Below are 17,383 nucleotides of genomic sequence, written 5' to 3' on the forward strand. Positions count from 1 at the left end.
TTGACATCTAAACTATTCCAACCTAAATTTCCTCCATCGCCAAGGAGGATCGAACATGCGCATCGTCTGTATCGGAGGGGGCCCAGCCGGCCTCTACTTCGGCCTCCTGATGAAACTGCGCAACCCCGCGCACCATGTATCGGTCATCGAGCGTAACCGCCCGTACGACACCTTCGGCTGGGGGGTAGTGTTCTCCGATCAAACGCTCGGCAATCTGCGCGCGGCGGACCCGACGAGCGCGGATATGATTCTCGATGCGTTCAATCATTGGGACGACATCGAAATCAACTTCCGCGGCCGGACCATCCGTTCGTCGGGTCACGGGTTCTGCGGCATCGGTCGCAAACGTCTGCTCAATATCCTTCAAGCCCGCTGCGAGGCGCTCGGTGTCGAACTCGTGTTCGAAACGAACGTGACGGACGATGATCGCTACGACGCCGACCTCATCATCGCGTCCGACGGTGCCAATAGCGTCATCCGACAGAAGTACGCCTCGACGTACCAACCCGATATCGACCTTCGCGACTGCCGCTTCGTCTGGCTAGGCACGAAAAAGCGCTTCGACGCCTTCACGTTCGCGTTCGAAGAAACGGAATGGGGTTGGTTTCAGGCGCATGCCTATCGATTCGATCAGGACACCTCGACATTCATCGTCGAAGCGCCCGAGCGCGTGTGGCGCGCCGCTGGCCTCGAGGAGATGAGCAAGGAACAAGGCATTGCGTTTTGCGAGCGTCTTTTCGCGAAGTATCTCGACGGTAATTCCCTGATCTCGAACGCGACACACTTGCGCGGCTCCTCGCAATGGATCCGCTTTCCGCGCGTCGTCAATCGCGAGTGGGTTTACGTCAAGCCACGTCCCGCTGGCGGCTCGACGCCCGTCGTCTTGATGGGCGACGCCGCCCATACAGCACACTTTTCCATCGGCTCGGGCACGAAGCTCGCGCTGGAAGACGCGATCGAACTCGCCAACAGCATCGATGCTCACCCGGACGATCTGGCCGCCGCACTGGACCGTTACAAACGCATACGCAGCGTCGATGTCCTGCGGCTGCAGAACGCCGCCCGCAATTCGACGGAATGGTTCGAGCATGTCGACCGATACGCCGCGTTCGAACCCGAACAATTCGCCTATTCGCTGCTGACGCGATCGCAGCGCATCTCGCATGAAAACCTGCGCGCCCGCGACGCGCATTACGTGGCCACCTTCGAAAACTGGCTGGCCACGCGCGCGGGTGCACCCCAACCCGTCAAAACGCGATCGACTCCCCCGATGTTCACGCCCTTCGCTGTGCGCGGCGTGCACCTCAAAAACCGCATCGTCGTTTCGCCGATGGCGCAATACTCGGCAGTCGATGGCACTGTCGGCGACTACCATCTGACGCATCTCGGCGCCCGCGCCATGGGCGGCGCGGCACTGGTGATGACCGAAATGACGTGCGTCAGTGCCGAAGGCCGGATTACACCCGGATGTCCGGGCATGTATACGAGCGAACATCGGCAAGCGTGGCAGCGCATCGTCGATTTCGTCCATAGCGCAAGCGACGCGAAAATCGGCATGCAGCTCGGCCATGCGGGCGCCAAAGCATCGACGCGCGTCAGCTGGGACGGCATCGACCAGCCGCTCGACAAAGGTAACTGGCCGATCGTTTCCGCCTCACCGCAGCAATATCTGGCAGGCATCAGCCAATGGTCGCGCGAAGCCACCCGCGACGACCTGCGCGAAATCGAAAACCAGTTCGTGCAGGCGGCAAAGATGGCCGATGAAGCGGGCTTCGATTGGCTCGAACTGCACTGCGCGCACGGCTACTTTCTTTCCAGCTTCATTTCGCCCCTGACGAACCGGCGCACCGACGAATACGGCGGCTCGCTTGAACATCGGCTGCGCTATCCGCTCCAGGTGTTCGCCGCCATGCGCCGTGTATGGCCTCAGAGCAAACCCATTTCGGTGCGCATCTCGGCGCACGACTGGGTCGCAGGCGGTACCACGCCGGACGATGCGGTACAGATCGCGCGCGCATTCAAGACGGCAGGCGCGGACATGATCGACGTCTCGTCGGGACAGGTCAGCAAGCTCGAAAAGCCGATCTACGGACGCATGTATCAGACGCCGTTTTCAGATCGCATCCGCAATGAGGCCGGCATCCCGACGATCGCGGTCGGCGCGATTTCGGAAGCCGATCATGCGAACAGCATCATCGCGGCCGGCCGCGCCGATTTGTGCGCCATCGCGCGGCCACATTTGGCGAACCCGGCCTGGACGCTTACCGAAGCAGCAAGAATCGGCTACTTCGACATCGCCTGGCCGAAGCAATACACGGCCGCGAAAGCTCAGCTCGAGCGCAACGCCGAACGCGAGCGCGCTCAAGTCTCATCCTCGTCGACATCGGAGACGCAATGAACGAACACTCGCTCAGCGGCAAGCACGCCGTAGTAACGGGCGGCGGCAGCGGCATCGGCGCAGCGATTGCGCGCGCACTCGCACAAGCGGGCGTCCGCGTCACGCTGACGGGCCGCCATGCCACGAAGCTTGCCGCGCAACGCGAACAGCTCGCCGCCTTTGACGATGTTGGCTGCGTCACGATGGATGTGACGAAACCGGACGAGGTCGCGCAAGCATTTGCCGCAGCAGCGCAAGCGATGGGGCCGGTCGATATCCTGATCAACAACGCCGGTCAGGCGCAAGCCTCGCCCTTCACGGCGACCGATCTGACGCTGTGGAACCGCATGCTCGAGGTCAACCTGACAGGGGTCTTCCTGTGCACGCAGGCGGTGATGCCCGCCATGCTCGAACGGCGATATGGCCGCATCGTCAACGTGGCCAGCACAGCAGGGCAGATCGGCTACCCCTATGTGGCCGCGTACTGCGCGGCCAAGCATGGCGTCATCGGCCTGACGCGCTCGCTCGCGCTCGAAGTGGCGACGAAAGGCATAACGGTCAACGCGGTATGCCCTGGTTATACCGAAACCGAACTGCTGCGCGGCGCGCTCGATCAAGTCGTCGCCAAGACGGGCCGAAGCATGGACGAAGCACGCGCCGCGCTCGAGCGTGCCAACCCACAGCAGCGTTTCGTGTCACCGGAACAAGTCGCACACGCCGTGCTTTGGCTTGTACAACCTGAATCGTCAGCCATGACCGGCCAATCGATTTCGATCGCCGGTGGAGAAGTGATGTGAACCGCCCTGCCCGCCCTGCAAAAAAAGACGCCCCTCAACCGGCGCAAACACCGAAGCCGACGCGCGGCGACAACGTCGTCGACATGGAAGCCCGCACGGGTGCGGACAGCCATATGAGCCTGCGGCTATGGTTGAGGCTGCTGACCACCACGAACCTCGTGCAAGCGGAGCTGCGACGCCGACTGCGCGACGAATTCGGGACGACACTGCCGCGCTTCGACTTGATGGCCCAACTCGAACGTCATCCCGAAGGACTCAAGATGAGCGAAATATCGCGGCGCCTGATGGTCACCGGCGGCAACGTGACGGGCATCACCGATCAACTCGAGAACGAAGGCTTCGTTGCGCGCGATGCGGACCCGAACGACCGTCGCGCCTTCAGCGTGCGGCTCACACCCGCCGGACGCCTCGCTTTCGACAAGATGGCGCGGGCACACGAGCAATGGGTCGTGGAGCTGTTGGGCGGCCTGGGCCGTGACGAGAAGTCGAAGATGCATCAGCGTCTAGCCAAACTGAAAGCGCATTTGATCGACAGTACTCAGCGCTGAGCCAGCGCCTTGTTCACGGCTGACACTGACATTCAACGCTGATCCAACGAACCACTCAAGCCCATGACTCATCCGTCCTCACCCGCCACGCGGCTTCACGCAGGCAACGCCGTCCGGCTCGCCGGCTACGCGGCTCACCACTTCGACTGGTCCGTTAGCGACGGCGTAGGCACGATCGTCCTGAACCGTCCAGAACGCAAGAACCCGCTCACATTCGATTCGTACGCCGAACTGCGCGATCTGTTCCGCCAGCTCGCCTATGCAACGGATGTCAAAGCGATCGTCATTCACGGTGCCGGGGAAAACTTCTGCTCCGGCGGTGACGTACATGAAATCATCGGGCCATTGATCGGCTTGCCGGTGCCCGAGCTGCTCATGTTCACGCGCATGACGGGCGACGTCGTGAAAGCCATGCGCCACTGCCCGCAGCCGATCGTAGCGGCCGTCGACGGCGTATGCGCCGGAGCGGGAGCCATCCTCGCCATGGCGGCCGATCTGCGCTATGCCACCGCGCGCAGCAAACTCGCTTTCCTGTTCACACGTGTCGGACTAGCAGGCTGCGATATGGGCGCCTGCTCGATCCTGCCGCGCATCATCGGTCAGGGCCGTGCATCGGAGCTGCTTTTCACGGGCCGGGCGGCGAGCGGCGAAGAAGCCTTTACATGGGGTTTTTACAACCGCCTGTGCGAACCCGTCGAGTTGGTTGCGCAAGCAAGCGAGCTCGCGCGCACGCTCGCGAGCGGCCCCACGTTCGCGCACGGCGTGACGAAGCGAATGTTGCACCAGGAATGGAACATGAGCGTCGACGAGGCCATCGAGGCGGAGGCCCAGGCACAGGCAATTTGCATGGCCACACAAGATTTCGAGCGGGCTTACCGCGCGTTCGCGGCAAAAGCGCGTCCGGAATTCAAGGGAGATTGACGTGGCGACCGATTCCCAATCGAGCATGCTGGACTGGCCGTTCTTCGAACCACGGCATCGCGCGCTCGCCGCGGAAATAGATGCCTGGTGCAACGCGCATCTGCCCGCGCTCGGCCCGTCGTTGCACGAACGGGAACGCGTCGACGAGGGATGTCGCCGGCTCGTCCGGATGCTGGGCGAGGCCGGGTGGTTGCGCTACGGCATCGGCGGACGCATCTACGGCGGCGAAGGCGAGCAGATCGATACACGCGCGATCTGTCTGTTGCGCGAGACGTTGGCGCGGCATGCGGGTCTCGCCGACTTCGCGCTGGCCATGCAGGGGCTGGGCTCTGGCGCGATCACGCTCGCGGGCACCGAAGCACAAAAACAGCGGTATCTGCCCGCCGTCGCCAGCGGCACGGCAATTGCCGCGTTCGCGTTGACCGAGCCGGCGTCCGGCTCGGATGTGGCCGCGCTCGCGCTGAGCGCGCGCGATGACGGCGACGCCTACGTTCTCGACGGCGAGAAGACCTGGATTTCGAACGGCGGCATTGCGGACTTCTATGTCGTGTTCGCGCGCACAGGCGAGGCGCCGGGCGCGCATGGCATCAGCGCATTCGTTGTCGATGCCGATACGCCCGGACTCACGATCGCCGAGCGTCTCGAAGTCATCGCGCCGCATCCGCTCGCACGGCTGGCATTCGAGGGCGTACGTGTATCCAAACACTGCATGCTGGGCGCGCCGGGCGAAGGATTCAAGCTTGCCATGCGCACGCTCGACATCTTTCGCACTTCGGTCGCGGCAGCCGCACTCGGCTTCGCCCGCCGGGCGCTCTCCGAGGCGCTGGAACGCGCGAGCACGCGGCATCTGTTCGGACAAACGCTCGGCGGTTTGCCGTTGACGCAGGCGAAACTTGCGCATATGGCATTGACGATCGATAGCGCCGCACTGCTCGTCTACCGCGCGGCCTGGATGCGCGATCACGGCAAACGCGTCACGCGCGAAGCCGCGATGGCGAAGTGGCACGCCACGGAGGGCGCACAGCAAGTCATCGACGCGGCCGTACAGATCTGGGGCGGCCAAGGCGTCCAAAGCGGAACGACTGTAGAAACGCTCTATCGCGAGATTCGCGCGCTGCGCATCTACGAAGGCGCGACAGAAGTACAGCAATTGATCGTCGGGCGCGATCTTCTCGCCCGCTACGCCGAACGCAACGAGGCCGACCGATGAGCCTACCTGGTGGTATCGTCTTCGAGCGGCCGGTAAAAATCCGCTTCGCGCACTGCGATCCGGCCGGCATCGTATTTTTTCCGCAGTATCTGACGCTTACGAATGCGCTCGTCGAGGATTGGTTCAACGATGGGCTCGGTATCGACTATGCGGCAATGATCGGAACCCGCCGTATCGGCCTGCCGATCGTCAAGCTCGAATGTGAGTTCGTCCGGCCGAGCCGCATGGGCGAATCCCTATCGATGCGCTTGTCGCTCGATGCGCTCGGAGGGCGTTCGATTTGCCTCGGTATCGACGCGCTTCGCGATGACGGCGTCCGCTTCCGTTCGAAGCAAGTCCTCGTAACCACATCGCTCGAGTCGCACAAATCGATCGATATTCCCAACGATATTCGCGTTGCGCTCGAGTGCGCCGCATCGTCGCCTTTGACCTTCGAGGTTCCTTCGCCATGAAACGCACCTACTTGCCGGCGGGCTGGCCGAAGCCGCGCGGTTATGCCAACGCAGTAGCCGCGCGCGGCACGTCCGTCTATATCGCCGGGCAGATCGGCTGGGACGCCGACGAACAATTCCATTCGACGGAGTTCGCGACGCAGGCGCGTCAAGCGCTGCTCAACGTCGCCACGGTGCTCGAGGCGGCCGGTGGCCGGCCGGAACATCTCGTGCGAATGACATGGTACGTGACCGACAAGCGCGAATATCTGGCGTCGCTGCCGGAAGTGGGCCGGGCCTTTCGCGAAGTAATCGGCGACTATGACATCGCCATGAGCGCAGTCCAGGTGGCGGCGCTGATCGAAGACGCGGCCAAGGTCGAAATCGAAGCCACCGCCGTCATTCCCGACTGATCCCGGAGGGATGCCATGGAACCGTCCGCACATGTCGATACGTTCGCCCGCGACAACCTGCCCCCGATCGATCAATGGCCCGAAATGCGGCTCGACGATCCTGAACTTGCCTATCCCGCGCGCTTCAATTGCGCCGCGGTCTTGCTCGATGGCGCAATCGATGCCGGACACGGTGAACGCGTGGCGATCTGGTCGGAAGTCGACGGGCGACCGCAGGCGACGACCTATCGCGAGCTTCGCGAGATGGTCGATCGCTGGGCGCACGTGCTCGTCGACGATTTGGCGCTGCAGCCCGGCAATCGCGTGCTGCTGCGCGGGCCCAATACGCTGCAAATGGCCGCGGCGTTCCTGGCCAGTCTCAAAGCCGGGCTTGTCGTCGTGCCGACGATGCCGCTTTTACGGGCGAAGGAATTGAAGCAGATCATCGATAAGGCGCGCATCGGCGCGGCCTTATGCGATGCACGGCTCGCCGAGGAATTGGCACGTTGCCGCGAGCCCGGCGGCGAATACTTCGCCGCCGATCTCACGCAAGTGATGCTGTTTCATAGTGACGAGCCCGAGTCGCTCGACACACGGGCCGCCACGATGCCTACACATTTCGAAGCCTGCGATACGGCTGCCGACGATGTCTGCCTGATTGCCTTCACGAGCGGCACGACGGGCGCGCCGAAGGGCTGCATGCATTTTCATCGCGATGTGCTGGCAATGTGCGATTTGTTCCCGCGGCATGTCCTGCGCCCGAGCGCCGACGACGTCTTTTGCGGCACGCCACCGCTCGCCTTCACATTCGGTTTGGGCGGCCTGCTCTGCTTTCCGCTGCGCGCCGGTGCATCGACCGTGCTCATCGAAAAGCTCACGCCAGAGACGCTGTTGAGCGCGATAGAGCGTTTTCGCGCGACGATCGTATTCACCGCGCCGACGTTCTATCGGCAAATGGCGCCGCATGTCGCGCGATTCGATCTGTCGAGCCTCGCGAAGACCGTATCGGCCGGCGAAGCGCTACCCGATGCCACGCGTGCGCTTTGGCGCCAGGCGACAGGCATCGAGATGATTGATGGACTCGGCGGCACGGAAATGATCCATATTTTCATCTCGTCCGCACCCGAGGATATACGCCAGCATGCTATCGGCAATGCCGTGCCGGGCTATGAAATCGCCGTCGTCGACGACGCGATGCAGCCGTTGCCGCGCGGTACGGTCGGCAAGCTCGCCGTGCGCGGGCCCACCGGCTGCCGTTACCTGGCTGACGAAAGGCAGAAGAAATTCGTCCGCGACGGTTGGAATCTGCCCGGCGATGCGGTCTATCTGGATGAGGACGGCTATGTGTTCTACCAGGCACGCGCCGACGACATGATCGTTTCCGCCGGCTACAACATCTCGGGGCCCGAGGTGGAGAGCGTGCTGCTCGAGCACGAGGCCGTTGCCGAATGCGGCGTGATCGGCGTGCCCGACGACGAACGCGGACAGATCGTCAAGGCATTCGTCGTGATCAGACCGGGTTATACACCCAACGATGCGCTCGTCGCCGAATTACAGGCCTTCGTCAAAGCTCACGTCGCGCCTTATAAATATCCGCGCGTCATTCGATTCCTCGAGGCATTGCCGCGTACCGAAACAGGGAAGTTGAAGCGATTTGCATTGCGGACGATGTAGACGCGCAGACCACTACTAAGCAGCGACTCCGCATTGAAGGAAATATTACCTGAGTGCGCATTTGCGCTCGGTAAAATCTCCTTATGCTGCTTATCGATTGTCTGTTCTACCTTCCGTAATAGGTTTGTGTGTAAAATCGCGCGACTATTGAATATCGGCGATCTGTCAGCACACAAAATGAATACTGACCTGTCCGCTCAAGACCTCCGGACCCTCGCTGCGGGAGCGCTTAACAACCGATTTCTGACGCTGTCGTTTCCCGATGGCGACGCCCCCTACGATGTCTTGCTGGCGAATCGCCTCGAGGCGGAAGAATTCCTGTCGCGCGATTTCAGATTCGTTGTCGAAATACTTTCGGACAACGCAAAGCTGGACCCGAAGGATTTCGTTGGAAAGCTGCTGTCCACACGATTGCTGCGCAACGACGGTAGCTTTCGGTATTTCAACGGCTTTGTATTTTCATTCCGCTTGACCAAAACGGATGGCGGAATTGCGTTTTACGAAGCCGAGGTCGGCCCGTGGTTGCGCTATCTGACGCTGCGCAAGAACAACCGGTTGTTCTGCGATTTGACGATACGCGGTCAAACCGAAGCGATCTTCCAGAATTATGGCTACCGGGCGGTCTGGGACTGGACGGTTCGGGAGGACGACCCGCGGATGAAGATGGCGTGCCAGTTCGAGGAGCACGACCACAATTACGTGCATCGCCGCTGGGAGCATCTCGGCCTGTGCTACTGGTATGAACACACAGCCGCAGCCCACAAGCTCATCGTGTCCGATCCTCTGCGCAACGAGCCGGCGATCGATGGAAGCACACCGGAAATTCGCTATCAGAGCGAGGCGGGCTCACAGGAAGCGGATGGCATTACGTCGTGGTCGCCCGTTCAGACGATCACGTCGACGCACATCGCGCTCGCCCGGGCCGATTTCAAGGATCCCGGGCGCACAGCCAAGTCGGGCGGGGTGACCGATGCGCAGGTCGACGGATGGGAGAACAGCGGCAATCCAAAGTTGGAGTGGTACGAGTACGCCGGCGCGTACGGGTATCGCAATACGGACGACGGCCAGCGATGGGCGCAGCGGCGTATCGACGCTTTCGGGGCGAACGCACGGCAGTATGAGGCACGCGGCCACTGCCGCTTCGTGATGCCGGGCCGCTGGTTCCGGTTGACCGATCACTTCGGCGGCATGATCAGCCGCAAAAGCCATGAAGACGAATACCTAATCGTTTCTGCACGTCACGTCGCCACGAACAACTATCTCCAAGGCGTCAACGCACCGGCCACTTACGAGAACGCCTTTGTCTGTGTCCGTCGCGACCAGCGGTGGCGGCCAGCGCCCGGATACAACAGCGTCGATACGCGCATCCTGGCGCCACAGACTGCGACCGTCGTCGCGCCGCAACCCGTCCTCGACGCGAAGGGCGACAGCATCTTCACCGACGAGCACGGACGGTGCCTTGTACGGTTCCACTGGGACAGGGAGGGCCAGGACACAACCTGGATCCGCGTGTCGAGCGGCTGGGCGGGCGGCGGCCAAGGCATGACCGCGCTGCCGCGAATCGGCTCGGAAGTGGTCGTTCAATGGCTCGACGGCAATCCGGACCATCCGATCATCACGGGCCGGGTCGGCAATGCGACGAACCCGCCGGCGTGGCAGTTGCCGCATCAACGCGCATTGACCGGCATTCGCAGCCGCGAGTTGCTCGGCGATGGCGGCAACCGGAGCGCAGGCAACAGCAATCATCTGGTTTTCGACGATACGGCGGGCGCGATTCAGACGCAGTTGCGCAGCGATCATAAGGCCAGTCAATTGTCGCTGGGCAGCATCACGCGTATCGAGGACTGGCAGGGACGGCAGGATGCGCGCGGCGAGGGCTTCGAGTTGCGCACCGACGGAGTCGGGGCTGTCCGCACGGCTCAAGGTATGGTGGTGAGTACCGAGGGACGCCCGCTGGGTAAGTCCCACATCGCGGACGTGAGCGAGCCGTTGACGCGTCTCGCGAAAGCGCAGACATTGCACGATCAGCTTGGCAAGCTCGCTCAGAAGCATGATGCCCAGGACACAGGCGCCGATCAAAGCCAGGTCGCGGATGAACTGAAATCGCAGACGGATGGCATCAAGGGCTCAGGCGGTGGTAACGGGTCTTTCGCGGAACTCAACGAACCGCACCTGCTGCTTGCAGGGGCGGCCGGTCTCGAGATGACGACGCCGGCGACTGCGCATCTCGCGGGCGACCAGCATGTCGGGGTTACGGCTGGCCAGCACGTATCGATCGCCGCGGGCAAATCGCTTTTTGCGAGCGTATCGGACAAGTTTTCGGTGTTCGTCCACCGGCTGGGCATGAAGCTCATTGCAGCCAGTGGCAAAGTCCAGATTCAAGCGCAAAACGACGACCTCGAATTGCTCGCCAAGAAGGTCGTTGCGATCATCAGTACAACGGATTGGATCAATATCACCGCCAAGCAGGGTATTCGGCTGACGGCGGGTAACAGTCAGCTCGAGGTCAGCGCCAAAGGTATCGTCGGCTATACGCCTGGCGAAAACAGGATTCATGCGGGTAGTCACGACAGCGTCGGGCCGGAGAGCGTTCCGTCACAGTTCCCGGGCAACGATCTATGCGGACAAGTCGCAAGCGCTGCCGCGCAGACCGGTCAGGCATCGGTCGCGCTAACCTGAGGGGACATCGATGACGATTTCTCAACTGCAGCCCGCCCCGAAGTTTTCTGGACCATTGACGCACGGTTTTCTGCTCGTCGAACCCACTACGCTTGTCCATGTGCCCGCACTGGCCGCGGTGGACATGCGTACGTGTACACACCGCACACTCGCGCACCGGGAAGAGCTGATGCCGCAGTTGATCGAAGTCGCCGCATTGGATGACGAAGCGCGCGCGCTGGCTACCGAGTGCTGGATGGCGGAAATATACGCCGAGCGCCCGCCCGTGGTGTGCGCATGGCTCGACAGTGATGCCGACGCCGATGCCGTTAGCGCACATGTCGCACGCTACTTGGTAGGCCCAGGAGCTAACGGCAAATCGGTGTTTTGGCGTTACTACGATCCCCGTGTCTTGACGTTGACGCTTGCAATCCTCGATACGACGCAGCGGGAGGCGTTGCTCGGGCCGGTCAAGCTGTGGCAGTTCGCATGGGCGGGACACCGCTGGAGCGTCACGGGCGCTGGCACCGGCGCTGAGGAGATCGATCGACAGCCAGGCTGGCCCCGCGCGGAGCAATGGGGACGTGTCAATCGTAGCGAAGCTGCGGATCGGGTCCTGCGCCGTCTGCCCGCTATGTCCGTCGAGCAAGCTGCTCGGCTGCCCGCCGCCCTGGATCTGTTGTTTTCCGACGTGGCGTTAAGCAACGAAGCCGAAGATGTCGATGTACTTGTGGAGTTCATGTCGGAGCGCGTACGCAATGACCTCGCGCTCGATGCCGAAATTCAGGGATCAAAACGATGACAACCAAGGGATGCCCGTTGTGCGATCGACAATCGCTGCTTATCTACCCTGTTCGATATGCAGTTGCCTGCCCGCGAGGCGCCGCTAAAGCGCCGGCGTTGTCCGGCAACTTCAAGATCGATAGACGCGCTCCCCAGGCGATCGGCACAGCCAAATACACGTTGCGTGCGCTGCGCCAAGGCTATCTGTACACCTACGATGAGAAGCGCAAGCGGCTAAGTGCGTACATGGTCCTCGACGATGGCTCGCTATGGTACTTCCCGCCAGATACGACGCCGCCACCTGGTGCGAAGGATGCACTCACCCAAAGCTGCATCACGCGCGGCGAAGCCGATTTCGAATCGCTGGGTCGGTGCGTCAGCGTCGACCACACGCCCGGCAGCGATAGCGATGAAGCGACCAATCTTTGGATCGGTTGGTCGAACGTCCGCTGGACCAAGGATCTGGTGCACAACAAGATCGGCGACGCGGGCTGGCGCAAGCAGCACATGCAGTGCATCAATATCCCTGCGATGGTCGCCGGGGGCGCCGCGGATACCGGAGAATTTCAGGCCGCTCATGAGAAGGTCGCGCATTTCGCGATGGACGGCCAGGCAATGAAGGATGCGTTCGGCTTTAGTAATCGCGCGCCCAAGGACGAAATGCGCTTGCGCCAACGCAACGTCGCGAAGCGCATCGGCGATGCCATGGCGAAGTCGCCACTCAAGAAGGGTTTCATCGTCGCGGTCAACGATCCCGTCGGTATCGCGAACGATCTCGCGGAATTGACGGTCCCGAATCTGAGCAACGGCTTCGACGAACAGATCTACTGGAAATACATTTCGGCACAGCTGCTGGAGCGAGCCGAAGCCGGTATTCGCGCCGACGCCAAGGCATCGACTGGGCTGTCTTACCGAATGTCTCAGACGGCCCAAAGTGTCAACGACCTCAATTCGCGAGTCGGAAATTACAACGCCCCGCCCATGGCCGATTTGACCGGGCTTTATCGTTTGGTCAAAGGCGTCTTCAAGACCGGTAGCTTTGAACAAGCCGCGAAGGAAGAAGATGCGCGGATGGCCAACCTTCCCGCAACGATAGAGGCTTCAGCCAACGAGGCTTGGGAAGACGCGTCGACCAAGGTCGGGCCGGATGGCAAGCGGACCAGCGTCTTGGACGAGGAAGCACTGAAACGCTTCCCGCAGGAGTATCAGCAAGCGCTCGAAGCGTTCAAGCCGAAATGGCAGCCGCTAGTGCAAGCGCATGCCGACTGGCTCAATTCGAAGCTGCTTGCGGAATGGATGGCGGGTAATCACGACCCGCAGGATCTTCGCAGCGGCTACGCGTACAGTGAGTCATGTGCACAGGCAATTGGGTCGGCCGCCGGTACCGAACCATGCAAGAAAGTGATAGATGAGTGGCTGAACGGCCAGGCCGCGAATGTCCGAAATGTCTACGTACGTGCCCTGCTGTTCAATCAGGACGCGATGATAAAAGCAGCGGATGCACAGGTACACGGTTCCGATATCCAGTACGAGAACTTCCTGAACTTATACAAGGAAGCGTTCAAGAAGGTCGAGAGTCTAGGTAACGCGGCCAGCTTGCGGGATCGGCTCATCGTGACAACCGCCAATCATATTGTCGACGTACTCACGAGTGCGGCACGCGGCGCGGCGATCGGTTTTGTGACCATTCGTTTGGCGATGCAGTCGGGCGTTCGCCTCAAACCGTCGCAGGTCAGCAAGCTTGCAATTCGAGACTGGGTCCTGCGGGAAGCCCGGGCAGCGGGCGTCCAACTGGACGGCGATCGTACCGACCAGCGAGCATCGGCGACTCAAGTCGGTAAGCAGGTCATAAAAGCCGCGCCACCGCGCGATCCGAATATCGTTGCCTATGAGATGGATGTGGATGCCCTGGTGAAGGACGGAAAGTTGGACGCCGATGCGATCAAGGCCATCACAGTGCCTGGTGTGGACGCTGCAAAGAAGTGGCTCAATTCGTCCCGAGAGTTCAATCTCGGTGTCGTGACGGTGATCTTTCAGATGGCGACACTTACGTTCGCGGCTAAGGACTGGGCTGGCAGTGACCGGTTCAATCAAGGGGAAACCGGGCTCAAGGCAGTCGGCGCCGTGGTTTCAATCGTCGGAACCGTCGTTGAAACTGCGTCGGAGACCGTGGCGAAGGCACCAGCTCATCCGTTATCGGCATTCATCATGAAACAGTGGGCTGGCGCCAGCGAATGGGCCGAACTCGGGGCGAAGATCGGGCGGGGGCTGGGAGCGATCGCTGGCATTGTATTAGCTGGCTTCGATCTTCTCAAAAATGCACCCGAGGCACACCGCAATAAGGAAGACGCGCTTTCCATTCTTTACATCGCAAGCGGAGCTCTCGGCATATATATTGCCGCTGCCGCATTCTTCAGTTTCCCACTTTTCTGGCCAGCCCTGATCTTGTCAATTCTGGTCGGAATAGCGATCGCGTTTTTCAAGGCGTCTGCCCTCAAAGACTGGGTCTCCCGCTGCAAATTCAGCAAGGAGGAACACTACGCTTCGCTCGAAGCAGAACTCAAAGCTTTTAGCTCGGCCGCAGGAGACTGAGAATGGACGAACGCGTCATGAAGAAGTGCATTGGTAGACCCGTTCCGGAGTGGGATCTAGCCCATCGCTTAGCGACCGATCAACCGGTAAGCCCAGACATTCAAGACTTCGGTTCGACGTTTAACATCAATTCCGTCTTTATGGATGTAATTGAACCGTCCTTTCTAGAGAAGCAATGGTTCATCACGGGTGTGTTCGTTCTGTTTTTGGCCGCCCTATACGGCCCTTATATGTACAGTTACACCCACACAGGTGATTCCTCGGCGTTTTATCTGTTTGTGGCCGATGTGATGGCTCTATGCTTCGTGGTGTTGTTTGGCGGAATGGCTTGGAGGCTTGGGCGAGGTCTGTTCTTCGGCTTGCGCTACCGTCCGATTCGCTTTCATCGTGAGACCCGCAAGCTATATGCGATTCGCTCGCGACGCTTCTTCGCGAAGGCTGGCGCGGGTGACGTGGTTTGGGAGGCACCTTGGACGCAAGATTCAATCTTCTGCCTCCACCGCGAGATCACATCCTTCGGCACGATTTTTCACATTCGGCACTATACGGTAGACGATCACGGCAATGTCACGCGTGTGTTCTCAATCGGCCGCGAATGGACCGGTAGACTGCAAGTCGAAATGGCGCTCGCACAGTGGAACTACTGGTGCGCATACATGAACGATGGCCCTAATGGGTTGCCCAAACCGATGCTGTTCCACACACAGCGGGAGACGCTGCGCGAGTCGTTCCTCTTCTCGATGTACAGCTTCGGAATGCGGGCTCCCGTTGTCATTCGTTTGGTGATGATGCCGCTGATCCTGGTGTTCACGGTCATGCGAACACTGGCCAACGCGACCTGTCGCGATCCCGTCTGGCCCGATGCGATCGAACGAATTTCGGCCGTCGCTTCCGACGATCCGTACGCCGAGCCTCGCTCCGGCACGCCAGTCGGCTGGGGCGATACCGTCTTGGCTCAGCAGCGCGGCGAGTATCCGAATGATCCGAAGGCACGAGCTGACGGCTGGATGGGCGAGCCCGATGGAAGGACGCACGCAACAGCGTGGCTCGAGAATCCTCGTGTCAATATGACGCACCCGGCGGCACGTGTGTAACGATGATTAATGAGGAGGCTCTTTCGGCCGTTCCCGCCTGCCTTGATCGTCTTCTTTCTGGCGCACGTCGCAATTGCACGTCCAGCAACGGCGAGCACTACTCACAAAACGCCGAATTGGCGGCATTCAAATCGGCGGTAGGGAATTGACGCATGGACGAACGACTATTGAAAAAGTGCGTCGGTCTTCCCGTGCCGAAGTGGGATCTGGAGCACCGACTGTCGACCGACCTTCCCGTTAGTCCCGACATATGGGATACAGGCACGGTGTTCAAGATCAATGCGACGTACATGGATGTGACGGAACCTTCGCTTCTGGAGAAACACTGGTTCATCACGGGTGTCTTTCTCGCGTTTATTTTCATAGGAATCGGGCCATATGTTTACTGGCTCACCAACGTCCGTTACCCGTACGCGGGGGGCGTAGCGGGGGATATCTTTGCTGCATTTATCTCGCTCGTGTTTGCAACGATTGTCTGGAAGCTTGGCCGCGGTCTGTTCTTCGGTCTAAGTTACCGGCCGATCAGGTTCCATCGCGAAACGCGCAAGCTGTACGCAATCCGCGCCCGGCGATTCTTTGCAAAGTCGGGTCAGGGCGATGTCGTTTGGGAAGCGCCGTGGACTGCGGAGTCTCTTTTCTGTTTGCACAAGGAAGTGACCCAGTTCAACACCGTGTACCATATCCGTCATTACACCGTCGACGAGAAAGGCAACGTGACTCGGGTGTTTTCGATCGGTCGAGAGTGGGTCGGCGCAGTCGAAGTCGAGTTGGCGCTCGCGCAATGGAACTACTGGTGCAAATACATGAACGACGGTCCAAACAACTTGCCCAAGCCCCTGCTGTTCCATACCCAGAACGAGACCCCGCGCGAATCGTTCTTGTTCTCGCTATATGGCGTCGGCATGCGCGCTCCTGTGTTATGGCGCGTCATCATGATGCCGTTCATCCTGGTTTTTACTGCGATGCGCATCTTTGCCAACGCAACGTGTCGCGCCCCGGTCTGGCCGGAGGCGGTCGAAAAGATTTCCACGCTGGCACCCCAAGACCCGTATGCGGAGCCGCGTCCCGGAACGCCGGTCGGGTGGGCAGAGACCGTGCTCGCACAGCGACGTGGGGATTATCCGAACGATCCGAAAGGCACTATTGACGGATGGTCCGGGGAGCCCGATGGGCGATTGCACGCAGCAGCTTGGCTCACTAGTCCAGGTCGATGATGCAACGCCGAACATATTTGAAACGGCAATTGGCCCACAGCTTCGCCGGTACTTAAATAGGCCAATGTCACGATGACAGACGAGAACAATCGAGAGACAGGCCGCGTGCAAGAGTTGTGCGCTGCCGACGAGATGGCTCATGACTTATCCGATCCGGCTGGTCGCGCCGCGACTGCAAACGGCGGTTCGCATAACCTCACGTGCCTCAACACGCTTTGGACGCTTGAGCTGATCGACCAGCCTCTCTACGAAGAGGCAAAGAAGCGGTTAGGCGATCGTCCCGATTTTGCGAAAGAGGGCCAGCAGCCAGCCATAGGCGGCCCTGCGGCTGCGCTGGCATGGATGATCGAAAGCAATCTGCTGACACGGGCCCAATTTGAGGCACTTGCGGAACGCTACATTCGGGAGGGTGTCGGAAGAGAGCAGAATCAAAAGGCCGATCTGCATCGCATACTCATCGTCGAAGCCGTCGATTCTGGCTTCTCCGATAACGTCTTCCGGAAAGAAATGAGCTTGAAAAAGGCGAGAATCTATAGCCCATATATGGCTCTTTTGAAAATGCAGTGGGTAAAGCGGCTCACGAGGCATGCGGGTTGAAGCTGGAGAAATCTAGCTTGCCGGCGATGAGGAACAGCACGGTTCGCATTGTTTCGAAGCGCGTGTAGCCGCGCGCCTTGCGCTTGGCAGCCTGA

14 protein-coding genes are annotated in these 17,383 nt (G+C 60.6%); all 14 read left to right on the top strand.

What is annotated here, in order from left to right; all coding sequences use genetic code 11:
- Window positions 1–55 precede the first annotated feature (55 nt).
- The 14 genes from GWC77_RS14050 to GWC77_RS14115 all read left to right on the top strand — a co-directional run bounded on the left by GWC77_RS14050 (window position 56) and on the right by GWC77_RS14115 (window position 17,288).
- Window positions 56–2,398 carry a bifunctional salicylyl-CoA 5-hydroxylase/oxidoreductase gene (locus GWC77_RS14050; RefSeq protein ID WP_173257694.1) on the top strand — a complete coding sequence of 781 codons (2,343 nt, stop codon included), beginning with the start codon at window positions 56–58 and terminating at the stop codon, window positions 2,396–2,398.
- Window positions 2,395–3,174, top strand: coding sequence for an SDR family NAD(P)-dependent oxidoreductase (locus GWC77_RS14055; RefSeq protein WP_173257696.1), 780 nt, complete (start codon window positions 2,395–2,397; stop codon window positions 3,172–3,174). The genes GWC77_RS14050 and GWC77_RS14055 overlap by 4 nt, the downstream gene beginning before the upstream one ends.
- Complete coding sequence (locus GWC77_RS14060) at window positions 3,171–3,722, top strand: MarR family winged helix-turn-helix transcriptional regulator (protein WP_367949049.1); 552 nt, start codon at window positions 3,171–3,173, stop codon at window positions 3,720–3,722. Before GWC77_RS14055 ends, GWC77_RS14060 begins: the two co-directional genes overlap by 4 nt.
- Window positions 3,723–3,785: 63 nt before the next feature.
- Complete coding sequence (locus tag GWC77_RS14065) at window positions 3,786–4,643, top strand: enoyl-CoA hydratase family protein (RefSeq protein ID WP_173257698.1); 858 nt, start codon at window positions 3,786–3,788, stop codon at window positions 4,641–4,643.
- A 25-nt stretch (window positions 4,644–4,668) separates the two neighbouring features.
- Window positions 4,669–5,853, top strand: a complete 1,185-nt coding sequence (locus GWC77_RS14070; RefSeq protein WP_173257736.1) for an acyl-CoA dehydrogenase family protein — start codon at window positions 4,669–4,671, stop codon at window positions 5,851–5,853.
- Window positions 5,850–6,305: a thioesterase family protein gene (locus GWC77_RS14075; protein WP_173257700.1), complete on the top strand. Its 456-nt coding sequence runs from the start codon at window positions 5,850–5,852 to the stop codon at window positions 6,303–6,305. Before GWC77_RS14070 ends, GWC77_RS14075 begins: the two co-directional genes overlap by 4 nt.
- The gene (locus tag GWC77_RS14080; protein WP_173257702.1) at window positions 6,302–6,697 is read left to right on the top strand and encodes a RidA family protein; all 396 of its coding nucleotides are present in this window, start codon (window positions 6,302–6,304) and stop codon (window positions 6,695–6,697) included. Before GWC77_RS14075 ends, GWC77_RS14080 begins: the two co-directional genes overlap by 4 nt.
- A gap of 15 nt (window positions 6,698–6,712) precedes the next feature.
- On the top strand, window positions 6,713–8,350 hold the full coding sequence (locus tag GWC77_RS14085) for an AMP-binding protein (protein WP_173257704.1): 1,638 nt from the start codon (window positions 6,713–6,715) through the stop codon (window positions 8,348–8,350).
- A 177-nt stretch (window positions 8,351–8,527) separates the two neighbouring features.
- Window positions 8,528–11,029: a type VI secretion system Vgr family protein gene (locus tag GWC77_RS14090; RefSeq protein WP_173257706.1), complete on the top strand. Its 2,502-nt coding sequence runs from the start codon at window positions 8,528–8,530 to the stop codon at window positions 11,027–11,029.
- A 10-nt stretch (window positions 11,030–11,039) separates the two neighbouring features.
- Window positions 11,040–11,810 carry a DUF4123 domain-containing protein gene (locus tag GWC77_RS14095; RefSeq protein WP_254366959.1) on the top strand — a complete coding sequence of 257 codons (771 nt, stop codon included), beginning with the start codon at window positions 11,040–11,042 and terminating at the stop codon, window positions 11,808–11,810.
- Window positions 11,807–14,383 carry a T6SS effector BTH_I2691 family protein gene (locus tag GWC77_RS14100; RefSeq protein ID WP_173257707.1) on the top strand — a complete coding sequence of 859 codons (2,577 nt, stop codon included), beginning with the start codon at window positions 11,807–11,809 and terminating at the stop codon, window positions 14,381–14,383. Before GWC77_RS14095 ends, GWC77_RS14100 begins: the two co-directional genes overlap by 4 nt.
- 2 nt (window positions 14,384–14,385) lie before the next feature.
- Window positions 14,386–15,477 carry a DUF6708 domain-containing protein gene (locus GWC77_RS14105; RefSeq protein ID WP_173257709.1) on the top strand — a complete coding sequence of 364 codons (1,092 nt, stop codon included), beginning with the start codon at window positions 14,386–14,388 and terminating at the stop codon, window positions 15,475–15,477.
- Window positions 15,478–15,629: 152 nt separating this feature from the next.
- Window positions 15,630–16,691 (top strand): DUF6708 domain-containing protein, encoded by a 1,062-nt coding sequence (locus GWC77_RS14110; RefSeq protein WP_173257711.1) that lies wholly within the window; start codon window positions 15,630–15,632, stop codon window positions 16,689–16,691.
- Window positions 16,692–16,763: 72 nt separating this feature from the next.
- Window positions 16,764–17,288, top strand: coding sequence for a hypothetical protein (locus tag GWC77_RS14115; protein WP_173257713.1), 525 nt, complete (start codon window positions 16,764–16,766; stop codon window positions 17,286–17,288).
- Window positions 17,289–17,383 lie beyond the last annotated feature (95 nt).

Origin of the sequence: Paraburkholderia sp. NMBU_R16, from assembly GCF_013282575.1 — a bacterium.
In the GTDB taxonomy this organism is placed as follows: Bacteria; Pseudomonadota; Gammaproteobacteria; order Burkholderiales; family Burkholderiaceae; genus Trinickia.

Coding starts and splice junctions, on each gene's coding strand:
- GWC77_RS14050 (WP_173257694.1), top strand. CDS start 56: ATGCGCATCGTCTGTATCGGAGGGGGCCCAGCCGGCCTCTACTTCGGC.
- GWC77_RS14055 (WP_173257696.1), top strand. CDS start 2,395: ATGAACGAACACTCGCTCAGCGGCAAGCACGCCGTAGTAACGGGCGGC.
- GWC77_RS14065 (WP_173257698.1), top strand. CDS start 3,786: ATGACTCATCCGTCCTCACCCGCCACGCGGCTTCACGCAGGCAACGCC.
- GWC77_RS14070 (WP_173257736.1), top strand. CDS start 4,669: ATGCTGGACTGGCCGTTCTTCGAACCACGGCATCGCGCGCTCGCCGCG.
- GWC77_RS14075 (WP_173257700.1), top strand. CDS start 5,850: ATGAGCCTACCTGGTGGTATCGTCTTCGAGCGGCCGGTAAAAATCCGC.
- GWC77_RS14080 (WP_173257702.1), top strand. CDS start 6,302: ATGAAACGCACCTACTTGCCGGCGGGCTGGCCGAAGCCGCGCGGTTAT.
- GWC77_RS14085 (WP_173257704.1), top strand. CDS start 6,713: ATGGAACCGTCCGCACATGTCGATACGTTCGCCCGCGACAACCTGCCC.
- GWC77_RS14090 (WP_173257706.1), top strand. CDS start 8,528: ATGAATACTGACCTGTCCGCTCAAGACCTCCGGACCCTCGCTGCGGGA.
- GWC77_RS14095 (WP_254366959.1), top strand. CDS start 11,040: ATGACGATTTCTCAACTGCAGCCCGCCCCGAAGTTTTCTGGACCATTG.
- GWC77_RS14100 (WP_173257707.1), top strand. CDS start 11,807: ATGACAACCAAGGGATGCCCGTTGTGCGATCGACAATCGCTGCTTATC.
- GWC77_RS14105 (WP_173257709.1), top strand. CDS start 14,386: ATGGACGAACGCGTCATGAAGAAGTGCATTGGTAGACCCGTTCCGGAG.
- GWC77_RS14110 (WP_173257711.1), top strand. CDS start 15,630: ATGGACGAACGACTATTGAAAAAGTGCGTCGGTCTTCCCGTGCCGAAG.
- GWC77_RS14115 (WP_173257713.1), top strand. CDS start 16,764: ATGACAGACGAGAACAATCGAGAGACAGGCCGCGTGCAAGAGTTGTGC.